This is a genomic window from Xanthobacter cornucopiae, from assembly GCF_043195065.2.
Lineage (GTDB): Bacteria > Pseudomonadota > Alphaproteobacteria > Rhizobiales > Xanthobacteraceae > Xanthobacter.
The window spans coordinates 779868-802179 of sequence record NZ_CM195531.1; the positions used below are offsets into that span (position 1 = coordinate 779868).

Consider the following 22312-nt stretch of genomic DNA (forward strand, 5'->3'; position numbering starts at 1 on the left):
GTCGCGATCAGATCTTGCCGACGAGGTCGAGCGAGGGAGCGAGGGTCTTCTCGCCTTCCTGCCACTTGGCCGGGCAGACCTCGCCGGGGTGGGACGCCACGTACTGGGCGGCCTTCACCTTGCGCAGGAGGTCGGCGGCATCGCGGCCGATGCCCTCAGCGGTGATTTCCACGGCCTGGATGACGCCGTTCGGATCGACGATGAAGGTGCCGCGGTCGGCAAGGCCCTGGCCGGGACGCAGAACCTCGAAGTTGGTCGAGATCTCGTGGTTGGCGTCGCCGAGCATGGTGTATTTGATCTTGGCGATGGTCTCGGAGGTGTCGTGCCAGGCCTTGTGGGTGAAGTGGGTGTCGGTGGACACCGAGTAGATCTCCACGCCGAGCTTCTGGAACTCCGCATAATGGTCGGCCACGTCACCAAGCTCGGTGGGGCAAACGAAGGTGAAATCGGCGGGATAGAAGAAGAAAACCGACCACTTGCCAGCCAGGTCCGCGTCGCTCACCTCGATGAACTTGCCGTCCTTGAAAGCCTGGGTCTTGAAAGGCTTGATCTTGGTATTCACGAGAGACATGACAATTCCTTGGGTCAGGTTGTGGTGCCGAAGGGGCGAAGCCTTCGCGACGCAACATATGGGGGCTGTCGGGATAAAGGAAATAGATAAATTTGTGCATTTTGATAGGCTGAAGCTATCACTGGTGCGCTAAGCCTTTCATCCCAATGCGACTGCGGTCGGAAGGCCGGGGCAGAAGCCGTTCGTGCGCTGCGGCAGAACGGCGCAGCGCACGAAGATCAGCCTTTGGGAGCGGGGCCGGCATCCGGCCGGGCGCGGGGCGGCAGCAGCACCAGCAGGGTGCCGGCCAGCACCAGGGCGATGCCGAAGGCGGCGCCGAGGGTCCAGTGGAAGGATTCGAACCATGTGGACAGCGCCAGCGCCACCAGCGGAAACAACACCGTCGCATAGCCGGCGCGGCTGGCGCCGATGCGGCGGATCAGTAGGAAATAGAGCGCGAATCCAGAAAGGGTCTGCGCGCCCACGAGGTAGAGCAGCGAGCCGATGTAGCGCGCGTTCCATTCCACCATGAACGGCGCGCCGCGCGCCAGCGCCAGGGCGAGCAGGATCACGAAGCCGTAGAAGAAGCCCCAGGCGCTCATGGACACCAGCGGATAGCCGCGCCGCCCCGCCACGCCCGAGACCAGGCTTCCCACCGAGAAGCAGAAGGTGCCGGTGAGCGCCAGGGCCAGCCCCTCGCCGGCGCCGCTCACCCCTTCCCCGGATGCGACCGAGGGCCCGAACACCAGGGCCAGCCCCGCCACCCCCACCAGCGCGCCGGCGATCACCCGCCGGCGCAGCGGCTGGCCCAGCACCAGTGCGCCAAGCAGGGGAATCATCACCGCCGCCAGCGCGAACACCACCGAAAGCAGGCCGGAGGGCAGGTGGTAGCCGGCATAATAGAAGGTGATGAAATTGAGCGAGAACAGGGTCGCCCCCAGCACCGCGAACACCAGGTGATCGCGCCAGCCGAACATGAATCGGTCGCGGCGCACGGCGAGCACCGCCAGCATGACCAGGGTGGCAAGCAGGAATCGCCAGGTCAGCGACACCTCAGGCGCCACCACGCCCAGCTGCATCCGCAACGGCAGCCAGCCGGAGCCGAAGATCAGCACCGTCAATGTATAAAGCAGCAGGCCCGCCGGCCCGAACGGGGCGGCGGAAGGGGCGGGGGCCGAGGACATCGTTGTGCTCCGGGGATCAGCAGGCACCCGGCCGGGGGCGGGACGGCGGCCTGGGCAGATCCAGCCGGCGCGTCTAGCGGCTGGCGTCCGGATCTGCGTCATTAAAGCGCGTCAGCCCCTGTTCGGTGCGCCGGTGGGCGGCGAACCCGGTCGTGCAGGGCAGGGAGGAAACCTCATTTCGCCGCTGTCATAGCATTGGCGCTCCGGCGCGTCCGGTGCCGCGCGGGCGGCGTTCAAGGCGCATGCCGGGAGGTATCGCGTTGGCTCATGCCTCGAATGGCCATCACAGGCGCGTGGAACGCCGCCGCGCCGGGCTTTGAACCGGCCCGCCGCGCCCACCCGCCGGCTGGCGGACGATCAAGCGCCATGCGCTTTACGCATGGCAGTCCGGCGGTGCCAGCGCACCACGCCGCTGGGGAAGAGCGGCTCAGTAGGCGAGGGCGGTGAAGGCCGGTTCCACCTGCTCGTTCCAGTCGCCGTGGAAGTGCTCCAACAGCACCTCGGCGGGGGAGCGACCGGAGAACACGGTCTCTTCGAGCGGCGCCAGGAACCGCGTCTCGTCGCGGCCCTGCCGATCGAGCTGGGCGCGCCGCGCCAGCCCGGCGCTGGCGATGGCCAGTGCCTGGCGCGCCACATCCCGCAGCCGGCGGCCGCGAATCTCGGCGTTCAGGGCCAGCCGGGGCACGTCGTCGCGCAGTCGCTGGCGCTCCTCGGCGGTCCAGTCCTTCACCAGGTCCAGGGCCGCATCCAGGCTCTGCTGGTCGTAGAGCAGGCCCACCCAGAACGCCGGCAGGGCGCACAGCTTGGCCCAGGGGCCGGCGTCGGCGCCGCGCATTTCCAGGAACCGTTTCAGCCGCACCTCGGGGAAGATGGTGGACAGGTGGTTGACCCAGTCCGACTGGGTGGCGGTCTCACCGGGCAGCAGCGGATGGCGGCCGGCCAGCAGGTCGCGGAAGGAGGTCCCGGCCACGTCCACATAGGCATCGCCGCGCTTCACGAAGTACATGGGCACGTCGAGCGCGTAGTCGACATAGGCCTCGAAGCCGAAGCCGGCGTCGAAGGCGAACGGCAGCATGCCGGAGCGGGCATTGTCGGTGTCGCGCCAGATCTCGGAGCGGAACGAGAGGAAGCCGTTGGGCTTGCCCTCGGTGAAGGGGGAATTGGCGAACAGCGCGGTGGCCACCGGCTGCAGCGCCAGGCCCACCCGCATCTTCTTCACCATGTCGGCTTCGCTGGAGAAGTCGAGGTTCACCTGAACGGTGCAGGTGCGGAACATCATGTCGAGGCCGAGCGTGCCCACTTTGGGCATGTAGTTGGCCATGATCTTGTAGCGGCCCTTGGGCATCACCGGGGTTTCGGCGCGGCTCCACTTGGGGCTCATGCCGATGCCGAGGAAGCCGATTCCCAGCGGCTCGGCCACCTGCCGCACCTGGGCGAGATGGGCGTTGAGCTCGGCGCAGGTCTCGTGGATGGTCTGCACCGGCGCGCCGGACAGCTCGAATTGCCCGCCCGGCTCCAGGGAAATGGCACCGCCGCCAGTGACGTCGGCGAGGCCGATGATGTGCTCGCCCTCCATGATGGGCTCCCAGCCGAGCAGCAGGCGCATGCCTTCCAGAAGCTGGCGGATGCCCTTGGGCCCCTCGTAAGGCACCGGCTCGTGCCGGGAGAGGGTGAAGGGGATCTTCTCGTGCTCGGTGCCGATACGGAAGGCGCTGTCCGGCTTGTTCCCCCTCTCGATCCAGGCGACCAGCTCGTCGCGGGAGGTAATGGGGGTCGCGTCAAGCGTATCGCGGGCCATACGGACAATCTCTTCAGCACGGAAGGAACACTGGAGGGGCTACTCGGGGGCGCGCGACCATACACGGCTGCCGGGCCGAGGCAAACGGGGCCCCGCGCTGGCCCGCCGCGGCCGGCGGCGGCAGCGGTGTTTCGGCACGCCTGATGCAAGCCGGCTGCCCTCCGCTTCCGGCGCCCGCGGGTCCTCGGCTCAGGCGGCCTCGGTGTCCGGGCGGGCCCGCACGGCGGCGAACACCAGCACCGTCAGCGGCGTGGCCAGCAGCACCCCGAGCGGGCCGAACAGGCTGCCGAACACCACCACCGCGAACAGCGTCACCGCCGGCGGCAGCGCCACCATGCGCTGCTGCAGCACCGGGGTGATGAGGTTGCTCTCGGTCTGCTGCACGGCCACGAACATGGCGAGGGTCCACAGCGCCGAATCAAGGCCGAGGGTCAGGGCGATGAGCAGGGCGGGAATGGCCGCCACCACCGGCCCCACCATGGGCACGAACTCGGCCAGCGAGGCGAACAGCGCCAGCGCCAGCGCCGAGGGGATGCCGAGGAGGGTCAGGCCGATGAAGGTGAGCACGCCCACCACCAGCATGGCGATCACCTGTGCCTTCAGGAAGCCGCGCAGGTCCTCGGCGATGAACATCATGCGCCGCAGCACCCGCGGGCGCTCCTGCTCCGACCACAGGGCGAGGAACAATTTGCGGTAGAGCGCTGGCTCGACCGCGAAATAAAGGCCGCCGACCAGCACCAGGAACAGCCCGACCAGAACCTGGAGCAGGTTGGTGGTGAAGCTTTGCACCATGGTGATGATGACGCTGCTGGGCGGCGCCGCGGCCTCGGCCCGCTGCAGCAGCTCCGGCATCATCTCGCTCAGGTGGAAGCGGTCCTCGAACGCCTTCCAGGCCTGGGGCAGGTCCTGCACCAGCTGGCTCACCTGCACCTGGATGGTCGATCCGAACTGAAAGCCCACCAGCATGAGCCCGCCGATGACCAGGAGCGCCACGGGGAACACGGCGTAATGCTCGCGCAGGCGCGTCACGCGGGCGAACGGAATGGCGAGGCTGTGCAGCCCCACCGCCACCAGCACCGCCGCGAACACCATCAGGAAGACGCTGACCACCTGCCACGCGAAGTAGAATCCCGCCATCACCAGGACGGCGATGGCCACGACGCGGGCCACGTTCCTGTCCGACATCATGAGCGTTCCCTTCCCCAGCGGCCCGAACGGGCGGGTGACAGTCTCGACCATATCGCGCGGCGCGCGAAGCCCCGATGGCGCGCCGCCGGCCTCAGTGGATGCTCAGCCGGAACAGCAGGTCGCGGACCGCCTCGCGCACCGGGCGCGGCGCCAGCTTGCCGAGGCCGATCAGCGCCACCAGCGGCCAGGGGAAGTCCACCCGGCCCCGGCCCCGCGCGGCGGCCCGGGCGATGTGGCGGGCGGCCTTGTCGGCGCTCCATTCCAGCGGCCGCCAGCCCTCATAGCGGGCGCTCATGCCGGTGGCGATGAAGCCGGGACAGGCCACCGTCACGGTGATGCCGAAGCGCCGCAGCCACGGCCGCGCCGCCTCGCCCCAGGCCAGCAGGCCGGCCTTGGTGGCGCAATAGGTGGGCTGGTCCGCCAGCGGCTCCAGCGCCGCCAGCGACGACACCAGGATCACGCCGCCGCGCCGGCGGGCCTGCATGGCCGGCAGCAGCGGCACGACGCTGGCGAGCGCCCCGGCCAGGTTGGTTTCCACCTGCGCCAGCACTGCGTCCAGCGGCTCCGGCGCGCCGTCGGCGCCGATGCTGGCCTCGACGCCGGCATTGGCGATCACCAGGTCCACCGGATGGGCGGCGTCGCGGGCGTGCAGCGCCGCCGCCAGCGCCCGGGTGTCGCGGATGTCGCAGACCAGCGCATCCACGTCGGCTCCGCGCGCGACGCAGTCGGCGACGGTGGCCTGAAGCCGCCGGGCATCGCGGCCGATCAGCAGCAGGCGCACGCCGGGCGCAGCATAATGCCGCGCGAACGCCGCGCCGAGGCCGCCCGAGGCCCCGGTGACGGCCACATGGCCCGGCCCTGCCGCCGCGGCGCTCACGGCTTCGACTCGGGCGTGGCAGGGGAAGAGGCGGGAGCGGGGGTAGCGAGGATGCGCTTGCTGGCGCCCACCACGGCGGCGGCGATGCCCTTGCGGGAAAAATAGCCGCCATTGATCTGGGTGCGCTCCAGCAGCACCCGGCGATAGGCCCGCCAGAGCTCCGCGTCGGGCGGCTCCGCCTTGGTCCAGAAGTCGTCGAGGGGGCCTTGGAAGGCGAGACCCGGAATCTTGTAGGTGGCGCGGCCCAGCACCATCAGCGGCACCCCGTTGTTCAGGGCGAAGGTGGCGGAGGTGGAGTTCACCACGATGGTGCCGGCGGAGGCGGCGATGAAGGGCACGATGTCGCCGCTCTCCACGAAGGTGAGGCGGTCGGCGAAGCCGTGGCGCTCCGCCAGCGCCGTGATCTGCCTGCGGCGATCGCACAGGGGCACGTCGTAGGGGTGGCGCTTCACCATCAGCCGGGCATCGCGCGGCGCGGCGCGGGCGAACGAGGCGAATACCATCTCCGTGGCCTCGCGGGTGTCGCGGAAGTCGGAATGGACGCGGATCTGGAAGTCGCCGTCGAGCTGGAGCGGCAGCACGTAATAGCGCGCCCCCGAGGCCCGCAGGGCCTGGAGCGCCACCGCGTCACGCGCGGCGATGCGGCGTTGCCGGGTGAACTGGCGCAGCCAGCCGGCATACTCGCTCACCGGGTGCAGCGTGGCATGGCGCCGGTAATGCGGATAGGCGGGCGTGCCGAGGATCAGGTTCGAGTTCCAGGCCACGTCCCAGAGCGCGCGAAGGGAGAAGCGGTCGTGATAGATGCGCGGCTTGGGCGCCGGGCCGAGCCGCTCGGCCTCTTCCAGCAGCACCTTCGGATCGCGCGGGAAATCCGAGAAGGCGTTGACCCCCTGGTGCTCCAGGGTGATCCAATGCGGCCGCAGGTAGCCTTCCTCGAACAGGTGCAGGCGCACCCGGAGCGCGCGCGCGGCGAGAATGGCCTGGGCGTGGTAAAAGCGGCAGTCGCCGAACAGGATGAGGTCGGTGACGCCCTCCTCGCGCATCAGTGCGGCCACGTATTCGGGCCAGCGTTCCGGGCGGCCCCGATAGGAGAGGGCCTTGCCGGGCCACAGCACCCACTCGCCAGCGCACAGATGCACCTTGATGATGCGCGCGCCGCGCTTCTGCAGCGCCTGGCCCAGCTCCCAATGGAATTGCGACGCCGCCCCCTGAAGCATCAGGATCACGCGGCCGCTGGCCCCGGCCGCGCGCGCGGGGCGTTCGCGCACGGGGGCATCCGGCGTGGTGCCGGACGGCGCCGCGCTGTCCTGGGAGGCCGGGCGCGATTGCGCCTGCTCTGGACCTCTCATCTGGCCTCGATCCCCTCCCTCGCCCTCGTGCGCGCCCCTCGGTTCCGGGCTCGCTTTTTCTTGCCCGCGACGTCCCGGCCGGGACGTCGCGGCGCCGGCCGGGGCCTTCAGGCGCGTTTCAATGGCCGCGCCCACGACCACGGCCATCTCCTCTTAGAAGTGTTTTGGAGTTCTGCAACGTCATGCTGCAAGGCAAGGGCGCGAACCACCGGGTGGCTCCACACGCTTGCACCGGCGGTCGCGGCCAGCGGCGCCGCGCCGAACGGAAAGGCATCGATCAGGCGGTCGCCGTCGAAATCGAGGGGGCTCCAGGCGCTGTCGATGGCGGCGATGACGTCCTCCCAGTCGGTGGCGGTGCGGCGGGGCTGGAAATAGGCCTGCCGCCGGCGCGCGCCGACGCCGCCGTACAGATCGGCGATGCGCGGGTTGGTGGGCGCCTGGGGATCGAGCTCGAACGCCGCCAGGCCGGCCTTGTCGCGCGCGGCGGCGAAATAGAGGCAGGGGATGCCATAGGCCTCGGCGATCACCAGGCCATGCAGGCTGGTGGAGACGATGCGCTCGCAGGCCAGGATTTCATCCACCTTGGCCTTCAGCCGGCCGACGCCGATGGGCGTGACCGTGGTGATGAGGCGCACCTCGCTGGCGAGGCCCGCCGGCAGGTCATAGCGCCGCAGCGCCGGCAGGGGGTGCGCCTCATAGGCGCGGTCGGCGAGGTCGGAGAGGTGCAGCACCACGCCCAGGCGCCATTTCTTCCTGATGCGCGGGCGGTAGAAGCGTGGCAGCAGCCAGACCGGGTCGCCGAATACGCCGGGACTCGTGTCGCCGCCGGAGAGCAGCGCCCGCGAGATCGGGCCCCGGGTGGCGTGGATCACCATGTCGGTGCCGCGCGGGCGCACGTACGGCACGCGCCGCGCCTTGGGCGCGGAGGGATTGGCCCAGTGCGAGCAGCCGGTGCCCCAGAAATGGACCGTCCCGCCGCGAAAGCCGTGGCCGATGGTACCCACCGCTGCCATGCGGGTCTCGTCGGAGGCGTAGGCCACGCGGCGGACCGCACGCCCCCCCACCAGCGCCACCATCACCGGACTCATGGCGTCGCCGAAATTCAGATAGGTCATGCCGAGCGAGGCGCCGGCCCATCCCAGGGGGATGGCGTCAGGGCTGTCAATCACGCGCGATCCGCTCATGCTTTCAGGTCTGCTTCCGGTCCTCGGGCTGCTGCGCGTCGAATCCGCAGGCCTTTCCGCCTGGAGCCTTTTACCATGTCGGCGGCATGCCGCCATTCGGAAGGCGACGGGGGTGGCGCCTCTCGCGCCGCCGTGGCCGCGTCCCCATTTCAAGGATCCGCTCCGGCCGCGACGTCGCGATGGTTGCCACGACGCCAACTCGCGGAGTAGGGGAAAACAAGATGAATGCGGCACCGCCGCGACACGGACTAGGACGACGATGACGGTTCACACGCGCCCCGCCGACGCCAAGAAGCTCATTGCCGGCGCCACCGGCGACTGGGAGGTGGTGATCGGCATGGAGGTACATGCCCAGGTCGCCTCCAACGCCAAGCTTTTCTCCGGCGCCGCCACCGCCTTCGGCGGCGAGCCCAACGACCATGTCTCGCTGGTGGATGCGGCCATGCCCGGCATGCTGCCGGTCATCAACAAGGAATGCGTGGCCCAGGCGGTGCGCACCGGGCTCGGCCTCAAGGCGCAGATCAACCTGCACTCGGTATTCGACCGGAAGAATTATTTCTATCCCGATCTGCCCCAGGGCTATCAGATCAGCCAGTTCAAGTATCCCATCGTGGGCGAGGGTGAGGTGATCGTGGACCTGACCGACGGCGAGAGCATCGCGGTCGGCATCGAGCGCCTGCACCTGGAGCAGGACGCCGGCAAGTCCATCCACGACCTGTCGCCCACCCAGAGCTTCGTCGACCTCAACCGCTCCGGCGTGGCGCTGATGGAGATCGTGTCGCGGCCGGACCTGCGCTCCTCCGAGGAGGCGAAGGCCTATGTGACCAAGCTGCGCACCATCCTGCGCTATCTCGGCACCTGCGACGGCGACATGGAAAAGGGCAACCTGCGCGCCGACGTGAACGTGTCCGTGCGCCGGCCGGGCGGGCCGCTGGGCACCCGCTGCGAGATCAAGAACGTCAATTCCATCCGCTTCATCGGGCAGGCCATCGAGGTGGAGGCCCGCCGCCAGATCGAGATCCTTGAGGATGGCGGCGCCATCGACCAGGAAACGCGCCTGTTCGACCCCAACAAGGGCGAGACGCGTTCCATGCGCTCCAAGGAGGAGGCGCACGACTACCGCTATTTCCCCGACCCCGACCTGCTGCCGCTCGACCTCAAGCCGGCCTTCGTGGACGACCTCAAGCAGCATCTGCCGGAACTGCCGGACGAGAAGAAGGCGCGCTTCATCGCCGATTACGGCCTCTCCCCCTATGACGCGGGGGTGCTGGTGGCCGAGCGCGAAACCGCCGACTATTTCGAGCAGGTCGCCCGGGGGCGCGACGGCAAGGCGGCCGCCAACTTCATCATCAACGAACTGTTTGGCCGCTTGAACAAGGAGGGCAAGGACGTCACCACCTCTCCGGTGTCGCCGGAGCAGATCGGTGCGATCCTCGACCTGATCGCGGAGAAGACCATCTCCTCCAAGATCGCCAAGGACCTGTTCGAGATCATCTTCACCGAGGGCGGCGATCCCCGCGTGGTGGTGGACGCGCGCGGCCTGAAGCAGGTGACCGACACCGGCGCCATCGAGAAGGTGGTGGATGAGATCATCGCCAAGAACCCGGACAAGGTGGCCCAGGTGCAGGCCAAGCCCACCATGCTCGGCTGGTTCGTGGGCCAGGCCATGAAGGCCTCCGGCGGCAAGGCCAATCCCCAGGCGCTCAACGACATCCTGAAGGCTAAGCTCGGGATCTGATCCCCGCGCCGGCGCCGCCTCCGCGCGGCGCCGGTCGTGATCGGGGCCGGCTCACAGCGCCGGCGGGTCTGCCAGCACGGTCGGGCCGAACACCTCCTCGAACGCCACCCGCATCACCGCATCCACCTCCGGCAGGCTCACCGGCAGGCCGAGGTCGGCGAGGCTGGTCACGCCGTGCTCGCGCACGCCGCACGGCACGATGCCGCCGAAATGGGTGAGGTCCGGTTCCACGTTCAGAGAGACGCCGTGGAACGTCACCCAGCGTCGCACGCGGATGCCGATGGCGGCCACCTTGTCCTCGTCACCATGGCGGCGCACCCACACGCCCACCCGGTCCTCGCGCCGCTCGCCGGTGACGTTGAACGCCGAGAGCGTGCCGATCAGCCAGGCTTCCAGCGCGCTGACATAGCGCCGCACGTCGGGCGCCCGCCGGTGCAGGTCCAGCATCACATAGGCCACCCGCTGGCCGGGGCCATGATAGGTGAACTGCCCGCCGCGCCCGGTCTCGAACACCGGGAAGCGCGGATCGGTGAGGTCCTCGGGCCGGGCACTGGTGCCGGCCGTGTAGAGCGGGGGATGCTCCAGCAGCCACACCGCCTCGCCGGCGGTGCCATCGGCGATGGCGGCGACACGGGCCTCCATGGCGGCCAGCGCGAGCGGATAGGGCACCAGTCCGGGGCTGACCATCCAGGCCACCGGCGGATTCGCGGCCTCGCGGGGCAGGAAGGTGGCGTCCAGGGTGGCGCGGGGAATGGAAGGTGAGGCGGGTGCGGACATGGCGCGAGGGCATAAACCATCCGCGCGCCCCGTCCAGAGTCATTTCCGCCCGGCGGCCGGAGCGCCGCTGCCCGCGCCGTGCTGATTCCCATCGTCGGACCGGCGGCGCGCCGCCGCGCGCGCCGCGCCGGTCCGGACGGGCCTGCGGCTCCGTCTCTGGAAAAGCCTTGCCGCAGGCCGCGTTCAGGCTGCGTCATCCACAGGCTGCGGGGCGTTCGGCCTGCCGGATCATGAAGCTCTTGTGGCACCCGGGTCGATCTGTTAGACGATGGCTCCCCGCCGGAAGCGGCCCCCTCGAAAGGGTCCCGGCGGTGCCATCCCTGACTGCGGTCGTGGCGGAATTGGTAGACGCGCTAGCTTGAGGTGCTAGTGGGGAGACCCGTGGAGGTTCGAGTCCTCTCGTCCGCACCAGGTGATTGATTTGCCCACGAAAAAGGCCGGTCCCGGAAAACTCCGGGCCGGCCTTTTTCGTGCGCTGGGGCAAGGCTTGGGTCAGGATTTCTCGTGGCCGGGTCAGGCGGCGGCATCATCGCCGCGGACCCTGGCTCCGGCTCCAGCCGGTGGGCGGCCGTGCGCGCCGTCAGCGCGCCGCGCCACCTTGTGCCGGCACCATGTGCACCACTTTGTAGCCACGCTCTTTCAAGGCGGAGAGGAAGGCGGGAATCATCGCCGCCGTCTGGGCCTTGGTGTCGTGGAACAGCACGATTCCGCCCCCGGCCGCGTCGAGCCGCTTCAGCACCAGTTCCAATTGCTGCTCCGGCGTCATCACGTTCCAGTCGCTGGCCCAGAAATCGGCGCCGAACACGGCGATGCCCTCGGCGTCGAGGAAGGCCAGCAACTCCGGTGTGGAGGCGAAGCCGGGGAAGCGGAAGAACGGCACCCGCGGCGTCGGGCCGTTGGCGCCATAGGCGGCGGCCTCGTCGGCGGCGATGCCCTTGCGGATCTCGGCCACCGCCGCGTCGAACGGCAGCTTGGCCAGGGTGGCGGCGGGATGGGTCATGGAATGGTGGGCCACGGTGTGGCCCTCGGCCAGGGTCCGGCGCACCAGGGCTGGCCGTGCCGTCGCATTGTCGCCGATCAGGAAGAAGGTGGCCCGCACGCATTCGGCCTTCAGGGCGTCGAGAATGGCGGGGGTGGTCTTCGGCCAGGGGCCGTCGTCGAACGTGAGCACCACCTCGCGCGGGGCCAGCGGCAAGGTGCCGGGGAAGGATTTGGTGCCCACCCGCACCCCCTTGGGGGCGATCTCCATCACCCGCTCGGTGCCCAGCGCGTCGGGCCGGCCGGGGCAGGGCGCCGCCAGGGCGGCTGCGCCCGGCGCGCCCAGGAGCAGCGCCGTCAGCAGCCCGGTGACGGGCCGGAACCTTGAAGCCATGATGCGGTTTTCCCTGCCTGTGTCCGCGCCGTGTGGCGGTGGGGCGGGGACATAGGGCGCCGTCGGGGCGAAATGAAGGTGTTGCAAACGCGTCTCGCCGCGTCTTTGTTGCACGTTGTTCGGAACGCTGCGGTGTTTGCCGCTTCCCTAAACCGGCCAGGCACTCTAGAGGCAGAACAGCGCTTCGCTCCAAGGATGCCGCCGGCTGGTCCGGGCGCGCCTGGTCGCGGGCGTTCACCCCCCCCATTCGTCCGGACCGGGAGCAGCCATGCGCGAGGATCACGATCCCGCCGACGCCGAGCGCGCCGATCACCTGCCCGTGGTGCGCGACGAGGCGGGCAACATCGCCGATGCATTCCGCGATTCGGTGATCGCCGCCATCGGCGAGCGCGACGTGGAGCGGCTGAAGGGGCTGACCTCCAGCCTGCATGAAGCGGACATGGGCGACCTGCTGGAAGCCCTGGAGGGGGACGAGCGGCGGCGGCTGATCGAGCTGTCGGGCGACGGCTTCGACTTCACCGCCCTGACCGAGCTGGACGAGACCATCCGCGTGCAGATCCTGCACGGCCTGTCGCCGCAGACCGTGGCGCGGGGCATGCGCGGCCTTGATTCCGACGACGCGGTCTACATCCTGGAGGACCTGTCCGAAGAGGACGTGGCCGCCATCCTGGAGCACATGCCGGCGCCGGAGCGGGTGGCCCTGCTGCGCTCCCTCGACTACCCGGAGGAGAGCGCCGGCCGGCGCATGCAGACCGAGTTCATCGCCGTGCCGCCGTTCTGGACGGTGGGACGCACCATCGACTACATGCGCGAGACCCCCGGCCTGCCCGAGACCTTCTACGAGGTGTTCGTGGTGGACCCGGCCTATCGCCTGGTGGGCGCCGTGCCCCTCGACCGGCTGCTGCGCACACGCCGGCAGGTGCTGATCACCGCGGTGAAGACCGAGCACGCCCAGGTGGTGAAGGCCACCGAGGACCAGGAGGAAGTGGCGCGCCAGTTCGAGCACTACAACCTCGTCTCCGCCCCGGTGGTGGACGACGCGGGACGGCTCGTGGGCGTCATGACCATCGACGACGTGGTGGACGTGATCCAGGAGGAGGCGGACGAGGACCTGCGCGCCCTGGCCGGCGTCGGTTCCGACGAGGAACTGTCCGACACGGTGGCCTATACCGCCCGCAGCCGGCTGCCGTGGCTGGTGGTCAACCTGGGCACGGCGTTCGTTTCGGCCTCCATCATCTCGCTGTTCGAGGCGACCATCGAGAAGATGGTGGCGCTGGCGGTGCTGATGCCCATCGTCGCCTCCATGGGCGGCAATGCCGGCACCCAGACCATGACGGTGGCGGTGCGGGCGCTGGCCACCAAGGACCTGTCCACCCGCAACGCCCGCCGCATTGTCTCCCGCGAGCTGCTGGTGGGCCTGTTCAACGGCGCCACGCTGGCCTGCCTGCTCGGCGGCATCGCCGCCCTGTGGTTCGTGAACATCCACCTGGGCGTGGTGATCTCGGCGGCGCTGGTGATGAACATGGCGGCGGCCGGACTGTTCGGCATTCTCATTCCGCTCGGCATCTCCCGCCTGCGGCTCGATCCGGCGGTGGCCTCCGGGGTGTTCGTGACCATGGTGACCGACTGCGTCGGCTTCCTGGCCTTCCTGGGCCTCGCCAGCTGGTGGTTCTCCGGCGGCTAGGGGATTTTCCTCCCGGGGTACCCCTAATCGCTTGCAAGGAGATTGAAACTGTCGATCATGCACCTACGCGCGCATCATCGGTGAAGCGGGTTGCGCCGTATCGGATCAGTTGTGTCAGGGAGATTGACCATTCCACCGCGAAAGGATGCGAGAACGCATCGATCTCTAGTCTTCGGGGTGGTCGCCCTTCTGCTGTTGTTTACCGCTTCGGTGGCGGCGCTCGGCTATGCCATCCTGCACTACGACCGGAGCATCGCCGCCCGGGAAGCGGAGGCGGTCAAGTCCTCCATCATCGATCGCGAACGGGCCATGACGGACGCGCTGTCTGGCGCGCTCGCGGAACGCGATGTGCTTGCCTACCTCGCGCGCGGCGACCTCGATGAACTGCACCGGCGATTCGGCAGGCGGCTGCGCGAGGGCGCGGGGCTCGAATACGTCTATGTGATCGATGCCGAGGGCAAGCCGCTCTATGCCTCGGAAAACGGGCAGCTCGGCATGGGCGCGGCGGGCCGCGCGCTGAAGCCGGCAGTGGGCCGGCTCCTGGAGCAATTGCGCGGGGTCCCGCCGGGGGAAGGACGCGCCGGCCTTTCGGTGGGCGACGGCGAGGGCGTGCTGCTGGTCGCCTACGCCTTCCATCAGCAGAGTCCCGCGGTAAGCCAGGCCCAGCCCCTGGTGGCGGTGGCGGCGGACGTGCTGGACGCGCCCCTGCTGGCCTCCCTGGCGCGCTCCTCGGCCATCGACGGCGGCGCCATCACCGTCGCCGAGCGCAACACCGGCCACGGGCGCAGCGAGCTGGGCCTGCAGAACCTTTATGACGGCACGGACCTGCTGCTGACATGGCGCAGCGACCGGCCCGCGACCTATCTGATGCTGGCGGCGATGCCTCTGCTGCTCGTCATCGCAACCCTCGCCTCCCTCATCTTTTTCGTGCTGATGCTGCGCGCCCGCCGGCTGGCGGCGGCGCTGCGGGAGAGCGAGGCCCGCGCCCGCGCCCTGGTCAACCAGGATCAGCTGACCGAGCTTGCCAGTCGCAGCTATTTCATCACCCTGCTCGACCAGACCCTCAAGGCGCCGCTGCGCACTCCGCTGTTCGCGGTGGTGTTCGTGGACCTCGACGGCTTCAAGGGCGTCAACGACACCCATGGGCACGCCGTGGGCGACGAACTGCTGAAGGTGGTGGGCCGGCGCATGCGCGGCTGCCTGGGCGATCGCGGGGTGGTGGCGCGCATCGGCGGCGACGAGTTCGTGCTGTTCGCCCATTACGAGACCGAGGCGGAATTCAGCAGCCTGGTGGCCAGTCTCTATGGCGTGCTCAGCATTCCGGTCCAGCTGGACGCGGCGGAGCTGCGCGTGGGCGCGTCCATGGGCGCGGCGCGGGCGCCGAAGGACGCCGTCTCCTCGGCCGAGCTGATGCGGCTCGCCGATATCGCCCTGTATCGGGCCAAGTCGGATGGCGGCGGCATCTTCCGCGATTTCGAGCCCGCCTTCGAGCAGGAGCAGCTGCGCCGCCGGCGCACCGAGCAGGAGTTGCTCACCGCGCTGGAGCGCAGCGAGCTGACGGTGCTCTACCAGCCCCAGGTGGATGTGGAGAGCGAGCGCGTCATCGGCTTCGAAGCCCTGGTGCGGTGGGATCATCCCAAGCGCGGACGCCTGCTGCCGGGCGAATTCGTGCCGGTGGCCGAGCGTTCGCGCCTCATCACCCGCATCGACGCCTATGTGCTGCGGCGCGCCTGCGCCGATGCCCGGCTTCTGCCGGGGGTGACGCTGTCGGTCAACCTGTCGCCCATCAATCTGCGCACGGCCGGCATCGCCGACGATGTCCAGGCCACCTTGCGGGCGACTGGGTTCGATCCGAACCGGCTGGAGTTGGAGATCACCGAGAGCGCCATCATCGATCCCGGCACGGGCGCGGCCCTGGCGCTCAAGCGGCTGCGGGAGACCGGCATCCGCCTTGCCCTGGACGATTTCGGCACCGGCCACGCCTCGCTGGTGCATGTGCGGCGCTACCCCATCACCAAGATCAAGGTGGACCGCTCGTTCATCATGAACCTGGGCCAGCAGCGCGACGCCGCCTCGATCGTGGAATATGTGGTGCGGCTCGGACAGTCCCTGGGGGTGACGGTGACGGCGGAGGGGGTGGAGACGCGCGAGCAGCTGCGCTTCCTGCGCGCCTTCGGTGCCCACCATGCCCAGGGCTACCTGTTCGCGCCGCCGCTGCCGCTGGAGGCGGCGGTGAAGATGCTGGAGCGCCAGCGCCTGGGCGAGGCGCCGTCGGCGCGCCGTGGCGCGGACGGCGGCGCCGACGGTCCCGGCGATGCCGCCGCGGCCGGGCCAGGGGGCGCAGGGGTGTGACTTCCCCCGCGCGGATGGCGTCATGAATTTCTTTTAAAGAAAATTATTTTCTGTATAAGGCGTCGAGCTTCGCTTCTGGGCTGGCCGGCGCCGGTTTTGTCTTGCGTCCGCGCGGCGGCCGTCCAAGAACGCGGGCCATCGTGCGCATGGTCCGGCCCCTCGCCCTGGCGCGTGGGCCTCGCGGGCCTGCCCTTTCCCACCACCGGATCGGAGCGGGGCTCGCCCGCCCCGGCACCGTGCCAGCGTTTGCCCTTGTCGGCGCCAAAATGACGGGATCTTGTCCGTGATCGAAACCAAGCCCATTGATGGAAAAGCCTTTGCCGCCAACCTGCGTGCCCGCATCGCCGAGGAGGTGATCGCGCTTGGCCGTGATCGCGGCATCACCCCCGGCCTCGCGGTGGTGCTGGTGGGCGAGGACCCGGCGAGCCAGGTCTATGTGCGCAACAAGGCGGCCCAGACCCTGGAAGCCGGCATGGCCTCGTTCGAGCACAAGCTGCCGGCGGACACCGCCGAGGCCGACCTGCTGGCGCTGGTGGCGAAGCTGAACGCCGATCCGGCGGTCAACGGCATCCTGGTGCAACTGCCGCTGCCGGGCCACATCGATTCCACCAAGGTGCTGGCCGCCATCGACCCGGCCAAGGACGTGGACGGCTTCCATGTGGTGAACGCCGGCCGCCTGGCCGTCGGCCTCGACGCGCTGGTGCCGTGCACGCCGCTCGGCTGCGTGATGCTGCTCAAGCATCATCTGGGATCGCTCGCGGGGATGAAGGTGGTGGTGGTGGGGCGCTCCAACATTGTCGGCAAGCCCGCCGCCCAGTTGCTGCTGAAGGAGGACTGCACCGTCACCATCGCCCATTCGCGCACCCGTGACTTGCCGGGAGAGTGCCGGCAGGCGGACATTCTGGTGGCGGCGGTGGGCCGGCCGGAGATGATCCGGGGCGACTGGATCAAGCCCGGCGCCACGGTGATCGACGTGGGCATCAACCGCGTGCCCAGGGAAGACGGCAAGACTCGCCTGGTGGGGGATGTCGCCTATGGCGAGGCGCAGGGCATCGCCGGCCTCATCACGCCGGTGCCGGGCGGTGTCGGTCCCATGACCATCGCCTGCCTGCTGCAGAACACGCTGACGGCGACGCGCCGCCAGAACGGCCTTTGAGCCCGCCAGGGAAGGGAGCCGCGTCATGAGCATCGATCGCAAGAAGACGTTCACTCCGGAGGAGATCGAGGCGCGGCTGAAGGCGGACCTGCCGCACTGGCGCCTTGAGGATGGCTGGATTCGCCGCACCTATCGCACCAACAGCTGGAAGGGCACGCTGATGGTGATCAACGCGGTGGGCCACCTTGCCGAGGCGGCGTGGCACCATCCCGACCTCACCGCCTCCTACGCCTGGGTGGAGGTGCGCCTGATGTCCCACGACGCCAAGGGCATCACGGTGCGCGACTTCGCCTTGGCGCAGAAGATCGAGGAGGTGGTGGGCTGGCAACCCGGCGCCGTCGAGGATGCCCCGCTCGAGGGCACGCCCGCTCACGACCTGCGCTTCGCCTACATCAAGTACGACTGAGGTTGGCTCCGGTGCGCAAGCCCTCTCCCGCTGTGGCGGGACGGGCCGGCACTGGACCGCCTCCCGGCGGCGGGCCTATGAAGGGTGAAAAGCACCCGGGAGACCCGTCCATGACCTCGCTGCTCCACCGCCTCGGCATGAGCATTCCGCTGATCCAGGCGCCCATGGCGGGCACCTCGACGCCGGCCCTGGCGGCGGCGGTGGCATCGGCGGGCGGGCTCGGTTCCATCGCCCTCGGCGCCGTCGATGCGGAGGCCGGGCGGCGGATGATCGCCGCGACCCGGGCGCTCACCGACAAGCCCTTCAACGTCAATGTATTCTGCCACGCGCCGGCAATCCGGGACGCGGTCCGCGAGGCGGCTTGGCTGGAGGCGCTCGCGCCGGCCTTCGCCCGTTTCGGCGCGACCCCGCCGCCGGCCATCCATGAGATCTACACCAGCTTTCTTGCCGATCCCGCCATGGCCGACATGCTGGTTGCGGAGCGGCCGGCGGTGGTGAGCTTTCATTTCGGCCTGCCCCCGGCGACGGTCATCGGCCGGTTGAAGGCGGCCGGGGCGGTGCTGCTGGCGAGCGCCACCAGCCTGGCTGAGGGGCGCGCCGTGGAAGCCGCCGGCATCGACGCGGTGGTGGCGCAAGGCCACGAGGCCGGCGGCCATCGCGGCCAGTTCGACCCCGATGCCCCCGACGACCGGCTCTCCACCCTGGCGCTGGCGCAGGTGTTGGCGCGGGAGCTTGGCATTCCCGTCATCGCGGCCGGCGGCATCATGACCGGCGGCGGAATCGCCGCTGCCCTTGCCAGCGGCGCCGCCGCCGCCCAACTCGGCACCGCTTTCATCGGCTGTCCGGAGAGCGCGGCGGACGCCGGTCACCGTGCCGCCCTGTTCAGCGCCGCCGCCCATCACACCGTGCTCACCGATGCCATCTCCGGCCGTCCGGCCCGTTGCCTTGCCAATGCGTTCACGGCGCTCGCCGCCACACTGCACACGCCGCGCGCCGCCTATCCGGTGGCCTATGATGCCGGCAAGGCGTTGAATGCGGCCGCCAAGGCGGCGGGGAACACCGGCTTCGGCGCCCAATGGGCCGGCCAGGGCGCCCCGCTGGCCCGGGCGCTGCCGGCCGCCGAGCTGTGCGACCTCCTGATGCGGGAATACGCTGCGGCCCGGGCGGCGCTGGTGGTGCGCTGAGGGCGCCTGCGCCGCACCTCTTTTGTGCGCCACGTCAGGCGGCATCGGGCGAGGGTGGAAGGGGCATCCTGTTCTCTTTCACCCGCACTGCGCCGGCCGCCACCCAAGCCCCGACGACACGGTGGCAAGCCCGCCGGGCGCCACGCGGCTCTACCGCTGCCCGAGCCTGCCTGCCCGGCGGCTTGGCGCTCCGGGCGGTGGCCGAAGTGGGGCCGAGCCGGACCGTTCTCGTGCTCGAGTCCAGGGACTATGGCCATGGTCAGGCCCAGGGTCAGGCCCAAGGTCAGGCCCAAGGTCAGGCCTAGGTTCAGCTTGGCCGATCGCCGCAGAGCATCCGGGCGCTGTCCGCCCGACGGCGTGGCGCTCGGGGCGCGGTCATGGCGGGTCAAAAGCAAGGGCCGTTCTTGTGGTGGAGACCCAGGGATTGAGGCCTATGGTCAGGCGCGGGGCTGATCGCCGCGGGTCGTCGGGCCCCGGCACGCAGGTCGATCGCCGTGGCCTTCCTTCCCCGTGAGTGAGCGCGGGCTGCGCCACGGCCTCGTCCGCCACAGACCGGCGGCGGCGGGAGTGCCCGCGTGCGTGATCGGCGTCTTGTGCTGGGGCGGGAGTATGCTCGGTTGCCGTGTGGAGGTGTGCCATGCAAGGGGAAGTTTGCCCTTGCCGGTCCGCAGGACAGGCCCCGGCGACGCCACGGGTGCGCGTGGGGCCGCCTTGGCAGCACCTGTTGCGGGTTGCCGGTCGGGGGGGCCATCGCGCGGCCGAGTGGGCGTGGGCCATGCCCTCTCAGGCGGGCACTGTTTCCCCAAGGTGAAGGGCGCGTGCCACCGCCGCGAGGCGCTCCGGATCGAGCGCGCCGGTGCGACCCTCGGCGCACAGGGCGCCGCGAAAGCCCAGATAGTCCGGGCGCAGGGCCGCCAGCGGTGGAATGTCCGCCACCGCCAGGGAGCCGGCGAGGCCGGTCATCAGGCCGTTCTGGCGCGCCAGCGCCACGAAGCGCGCGAGGGTCGCCGTATCGAGATGGCGACGCAGGCCGCCGGCCGCCTTGTCAGCGGTGTCCAGCATCACCCCGGCGAAGCCAGCGCGCGCAAAGGCGGGAATGTGCGCGAGGTCGGGCCCCTGATCGGCGAACAGCACGGCGATGAGGCGGGTGCGGCGGGCCAGCGGTGCCAGGGCCGCGAGGCAGGGCGCCAGGGCGGCCGCAGTCCCCTGCGGTGGCAGGGCGAAGCCGATCTTCACCAGCGGCACGCCGGTGGCGGCGGTGCGCGCGGCGGCGTCCGCGAGGGTCGCGGCGTCGAGCGGCTGATCGCCCACCGTGGCGCTGAGGTTCGGCCTGTGCGCCTCCGGCCGGTCTCCAAGCGCGCGCCAGAGCTCCACCGCTTGTTCCAGCAGCGCCGGCGGCCAGGCGCCGAGCGCCCCTTCGGCGGGATTCTTCAGGTCCACGATGTCCACGCCGAAGGCGAGCGCGGTGCTCATCTCGGTTAAATCAGCCACGGAGGCGAGGAAGCCGGGCGCGCTCATGATGCAGCCTCGATGCGGTGGGCCTCCACCGCCGCCAGCAGCCAGCTCCAGGCCTCGCGCTCGTCGGGGCCGGCGGTCTTCTCGACGGCGATGGCGAGGTGCGCCATCTCCCGTTCGACCTGTTCGCGCGGGAGCATGTGGAGGCGCGACACCAGCACCGCGCCTTCCACCACGGCGGCGACGGCGCGGTTGAGGCCGTGGAACAGGCGGTGGCTTTCCTCCCGCACCACCTGGCAGAACAGGCGGGGGCGAACGGCATCCTCCTCCACCCGCTCCACCGTGAACTCCGCATGGGCCAGGGTGTCGGCGAGGCGGACGCTGGCGCCGGCGGGAACGGTCGGCCAGTCGCGCCGATGGCCAGTGACGCAGCCGGCGAAGACGCGGGCATCGTCGGTGTAGTTGATGACCCCCGTTCGGGTGGCCAGGAGGTTGTCGAGGGTCCGGGAGGGACGGAACGGCAGCAGCAGATAGCCGTCCTCCAGCACGCTCGCGCCCATGGGCGCCACGTGCGGCGCGCCATCCGGCGAGGCCGTGGTGACGATGGTCTCCCTAATCACGTGCTTCGCCTTTCGATGCGGCCTTCTTCTTGGCGGAGAGGGTCGATCCCGCGTCCTTGAAAGTCAACTTGTGGGCGTCGTCCACCTGGCCGCCGGTCTCGCCCGCGACGCCCCAGCGCAGGGGCTCGTCCTGGGCGTAGCGCTTGCCGAGGCGGTAGGCGATTTCCGCCCGCGCCGTCTCCACGCCGAGATAGAAGGCGTGGGCGCCGTCGCCGTCCACCTTCAGATGGGGAAACAGGCCGAATGGCTCCCGCGCCACATGGTGGCCCTCGCGGTTGTAGGCGTGGATGCCGTCCTGCGTCACCTCGATGCGAAACGCCTTGTCGGTCACCTCGCCGGCCAGTCGCGCCACCTCCTGCGGGGTGGTGGTGAAGGGCTTGCGGTCGCGCAGCGCCATCAGCCCGCCGCCGAAGCCCTGCGGCAGGGACCGCGCCTCGCGGGCGGCGAAGAATTCGCGCCGGGCCCGGTCGAATTCGCGCACGGCGGTGCGGCAATGGGGGCTCACCTGAACCGCCAGCACCGCGTCGAGGCGCAGCTCGGAGATGACGCCCATGAGAAGGGCGTTGATGCCGGTGGTGTCGGCGTCGGTCAGTTCGGTGACGTTGCCGATGCCCATGAGGATGGGGATGTCCGGCTTCAGCCGCCGGAGTTCCGCATAGCGCACCAGCGAGCCGGCGAAGCCGAAGTGGATGGGGTCGAGGATGGGATCGGCCAGGAACGCCTGGCCCGACGCCTCGCACACCTCCACCGCCCGGATGAGCGAGGCCAGATCGCCCGGCTTGGCCGGCACCAGCACCGGCACCGCTGGCCCGTCCTTCGCGATGTCGAGATTGGTCTCGTTGAGGGAGAGCAGGAAGTCGGCCCCGGCGCGGGTGGCGCGGGACAGTTCGGCCGGATCGAAGGAATCGACACTGACCCGGAATCCGTCGGCCTTCAGGGCGCCGATGCTCTCCTCCAGGTGTGGGAAGGGGGCATCCGGCAGGGCGCCGAGGTCGATCACGTCGGCGCCGTCGGCGCGCAGCCGCCGGGCGCGCTCCAGCAGCTCGGGCACCGAGAGGCGGGTGGCGTCCACGATCTCGGCGAACAGCATCACATCCTGGCGGGAGAGGTCCACCGCCCGCCGGCCCTTGCCGAAATAGTCCGGCAGGTCCGCCGCTTCCTCCGGCCCGCGGGCGAAGGGGAGACCGAAGCGCGCCGCCAGCCGGTCGAGATCGCCGCGGAAGCGGCCCGGCATCACCACCCGGTCGACGCCGTCGGGCAGCTTCAGGCGGCGTTCCACGATCTCGGTGGTCATCAGCGCCGCCACCTTCACGCCGATGTTGATGACCACCGGCTGCAACGCCGCGTCGGCGATCGCCTCGGCGATGCGGGCGATGCGCGGCTCGGCCAGCGATCCGGTGATGAGCGCGACCCGCTCGGCCCCAGGCCCGGCCATGGC

18 protein-coding genes and 1 tRNA gene are annotated in these 22312 nt (G+C 70.0%); 7 read left to right on the forward strand and 12 right to left on the reverse strand.

From position 1 onward, the window contains the following. Positions 1 to 7: 7 nt before the first annotated feature. From ahpC to V5F53_RS03430, 7 genes are all read right to left on the reverse strand, one after another. On the reverse strand, positions 8 to 571 hold the full coding sequence (ahpC, locus tag V5F53_RS03400; RefSeq protein WP_393997823.1) for an alkyl hydroperoxide reductase subunit C: 564 nt from the start codon (positions 569 to 571) through the stop codon (positions 8 to 10). A 218-nt stretch (positions 572 to 789) separates the two neighbouring features. After that, complete coding sequence (locus V5F53_RS03405; RefSeq protein ID WP_393997824.1) at positions 790 to 1734, reverse strand: DMT family transporter; 945 nt, start codon at positions 1732 to 1734, stop codon at positions 790 to 792. A gap of 427 nt (positions 1735 to 2161) precedes the next feature. Then, positions 2162 to 3532 carry a glutamate--cysteine ligase gene (locus V5F53_RS03410; protein ID WP_393997825.1) on the reverse strand — a complete coding sequence of 457 codons (1371 nt, stop codon included), beginning with the start codon at positions 3530 to 3532 and terminating at the stop codon, positions 2162 to 2164. 189 nt (positions 3533 to 3721) lie between these two features. Then, the gene (locus tag V5F53_RS03415; RefSeq protein WP_393997826.1) at positions 3722 to 4720 is read right to left on the reverse strand and encodes an AI-2E family transporter; all 999 of its coding nucleotides are present in this window, start codon (positions 4718 to 4720) and stop codon (positions 3722 to 3724) included. Between the two features lie 91 nt (positions 4721 to 4811). Beyond that, positions 4812 to 5597: an SDR family NAD(P)-dependent oxidoreductase gene (locus V5F53_RS03420; protein ID WP_393997827.1), complete on the reverse strand. Its 786-nt coding sequence runs from the start codon at positions 5595 to 5597 to the stop codon at positions 4812 to 4814. After that, complete coding sequence (locus V5F53_RS03425; protein ID WP_393997828.1) at positions 5594 to 6946, reverse strand: capsule polysaccharide biogenesis protein; 1353 nt, start codon at positions 6944 to 6946, stop codon at positions 5594 to 5596. Before V5F53_RS03425 ends, V5F53_RS03420 begins: the two co-directional genes overlap by 4 nt. A gap of 107 nt (positions 6947 to 7053) precedes the next feature. Beyond that, positions 7054 to 8115 carry a polysaccharide pyruvyl transferase family protein gene (locus V5F53_RS03430; RefSeq protein WP_393997829.1) on the reverse strand — a complete coding sequence of 354 codons (1062 nt, stop codon included), beginning with the start codon at positions 8113 to 8115 and terminating at the stop codon, positions 7054 to 7056. A 274-nt stretch (positions 8116 to 8389) separates the two neighbouring features. On the opposite strand from V5F53_RS03430, the gene gatB reads away from it, so the two are divergent. Continuing rightward, on the forward strand, positions 8390 to 9868 hold the full coding sequence (gene gatB / locus V5F53_RS03435; protein ID WP_393997830.1) for an Asp-tRNA(Asn)/Glu-tRNA(Gln) amidotransferase subunit GatB: 1479 nt from the start codon (positions 8390 to 8392) through the stop codon (positions 9866 to 9868). A gap of 51 nt (positions 9869 to 9919) precedes the next feature. On the opposite strand, the gene lipB is transcribed toward gatB, so the two are convergent. Beyond that, entirely contained in the window at positions 9920 to 10645 is a 726-nt protein-coding gene (gene lipB / locus V5F53_RS03440) for a lipoyl(octanoyl) transferase LipB (RefSeq protein WP_393997831.1), read from the reverse strand. Between the two features lie 326 nt (positions 10646 to 10971). Between lipB and V5F53_RS03445 the strand changes: the two genes are divergently transcribed. Then, positions 10972 to 11056 (forward strand) — tRNA-Leu (locus V5F53_RS03445). Between the two features lie 169 nt (positions 11057 to 11225). Here V5F53_RS03445 and V5F53_RS03450 read toward each other — a convergent pair. Then, positions 11226 to 12017 (reverse strand): polysaccharide deacetylase family protein, encoded by a 792-nt coding sequence (locus tag V5F53_RS03450; RefSeq protein ID WP_393997832.1) that lies wholly within the window; start codon positions 12015 to 12017, stop codon positions 11226 to 11228. Between the two features lie 268 nt (positions 12018 to 12285). On the opposite strand from V5F53_RS03450, the gene mgtE reads away from it, so the two are divergent. The 5 genes from mgtE to V5F53_RS03475 all read left to right on the forward strand — a co-directional run bounded on the left by mgtE (position 12286) and on the right by V5F53_RS03475 (position 18799). Next, positions 12286 to 13701, forward strand: coding sequence for a magnesium transporter (gene mgtE / locus V5F53_RS03455; protein WP_393997833.1), 1416 nt, complete (start codon positions 12286 to 12288; stop codon positions 13699 to 13701). A gap of 177 nt (positions 13702 to 13878) precedes the next feature. Next, positions 13879 to 16053, forward strand: coding sequence for a putative bifunctional diguanylate cyclase/phosphodiesterase (locus V5F53_RS03460; RefSeq protein WP_393997834.1), 2175 nt, complete (start codon positions 13879 to 13881; stop codon positions 16051 to 16053). A gap of 283 nt (positions 16054 to 16336) precedes the next feature. Next, positions 16337 to 17209 (forward strand): bifunctional methylenetetrahydrofolate dehydrogenase/methenyltetrahydrofolate cyclohydrolase FolD, encoded by an 873-nt coding sequence (gene folD, locus V5F53_RS03465; protein ID WP_393997889.1) that lies wholly within the window; start codon positions 16337 to 16339, stop codon positions 17207 to 17209. 25 nt (positions 17210 to 17234) lie between these two features. Beyond that, positions 17235 to 17615: a 4a-hydroxytetrahydrobiopterin dehydratase gene (locus V5F53_RS03470; RefSeq protein WP_393997835.1), complete on the forward strand. Its 381-nt coding sequence runs from the start codon at positions 17235 to 17237 to the stop codon at positions 17613 to 17615. Between the two features lie 110 nt (positions 17616 to 17725). After that, the gene (locus V5F53_RS03475; RefSeq protein WP_393997836.1) at positions 17726 to 18799 is read left to right on the forward strand and encodes an NAD(P)H-dependent flavin oxidoreductase; all 1074 of its coding nucleotides are present in this window, start codon (positions 17726 to 17728) and stop codon (positions 18797 to 18799) included. A 783-nt stretch (positions 18800 to 19582) separates the two neighbouring features. Here V5F53_RS03475 and V5F53_RS03480 read toward each other — a convergent pair. Genes V5F53_RS03480 through V5F53_RS03490 form a run of 3 tightly spaced genes read right to left on the reverse strand, consistent with a single transcriptional unit; the run spans position 19583 to position 22309 of the window. Beyond that, the gene (locus tag V5F53_RS03480) at positions 19583 to 20317 is read right to left on the reverse strand and encodes a (5-formylfuran-3-yl)methyl phosphate synthase (protein ID WP_393997837.1); all 735 of its coding nucleotides are present in this window, start codon (positions 20315 to 20317) and stop codon (positions 19583 to 19585) included. Next, positions 20314 to 20874 carry a DUF447 domain-containing protein gene (locus V5F53_RS03485; RefSeq protein WP_393997838.1) on the reverse strand — a complete coding sequence of 187 codons (561 nt, stop codon included), beginning with the start codon at positions 20872 to 20874 and terminating at the stop codon, positions 20314 to 20316. The genes V5F53_RS03480 and V5F53_RS03485 overlap by 4 nt, the downstream gene beginning before the upstream one ends. Further along, on the reverse strand, positions 20867 to 22309 hold the full coding sequence (locus V5F53_RS03490) for a DUF6513 domain-containing protein (protein ID WP_393997839.1): 1443 nt from the start codon (positions 22307 to 22309) through the stop codon (positions 20867 to 20869). The genes V5F53_RS03485 and V5F53_RS03490 overlap by 8 nt, the downstream gene beginning before the upstream one ends. Between the last annotated feature and the right edge of the window lie 3 nt (positions 22310 to 22312).

Bases quoted from the DNA above. Each gene is read 5' to 3' on its own strand.
- ahpC (WP_393997823.1), bottom strand. From the start codon at position 571: ATGTCTCTCGTGAATACCAAGATCAAGCCTTTCAAGACCCAGGCTTTC.
- V5F53_RS03405 (WP_393997824.1), bottom strand. From the start codon at position 1,734: ATGTCCTCGGCCCCCGCCCCTTCCGCCGCCCCGTTCGGGCCGGCGGGC.
- V5F53_RS03410 (WP_393997825.1), bottom strand. From the start codon at position 3,532: ATGGCCCGCGATACGCTTGACGCGACCCCCATTACCTCCCGCGACGAG.
- V5F53_RS03415 (WP_393997826.1), bottom strand. From the start codon at position 4,720: ATGATGTCGGACAGGAACGTGGCCCGCGTCGTGGCCATCGCCGTCCTG.
- V5F53_RS03425 (WP_393997828.1), bottom strand. From the start codon at position 6,946: ATGAGAGGTCCAGAGCAGGCGCAATCGCGCCCGGCCTCCCAGGACAGC.
- gatB (WP_393997830.1), top strand. From the start codon at position 8,390: ATGACGGTTCACACGCGCCCCGCCGACGCCAAGAAGCTCATTGCCGGC.
- lipB (WP_393997831.1), bottom strand. From the start codon at position 10,645: ATGTCCGCACCCGCCTCACCTTCCATTCCCCGCGCCACCCTGGACGCC.
- V5F53_RS03450 (WP_393997832.1), bottom strand. From the start codon at position 12,017: ATGGCTTCAAGGTTCCGGCCCGTCACCGGGCTGCTGACGGCGCTGCTC.
- mgtE (WP_393997833.1), top strand. From the start codon at position 12,286: ATGCGCGAGGATCACGATCCCGCCGACGCCGAGCGCGCCGATCACCTG.
- V5F53_RS03470 (WP_393997835.1), top strand. From the start codon at position 17,235: ATGAGCATCGATCGCAAGAAGACGTTCACTCCGGAGGAGATCGAGGCG.
- V5F53_RS03475 (WP_393997836.1), top strand. From the start codon at position 17,726: ATGACCTCGCTGCTCCACCGCCTCGGCATGAGCATTCCGCTGATCCAG.
- V5F53_RS03480 (WP_393997837.1), bottom strand. From the start codon at position 20,317: ATGAGCGCGCCCGGCTTCCTCGCCTCCGTGGCTGATTTAACCGAGATG.
- V5F53_RS03490 (WP_393997839.1), bottom strand. From the start codon at position 22,309: ATGGCCGGGCCTGGGGCCGAGCGGGTCGCGCTCATCACCGGATCGCTG.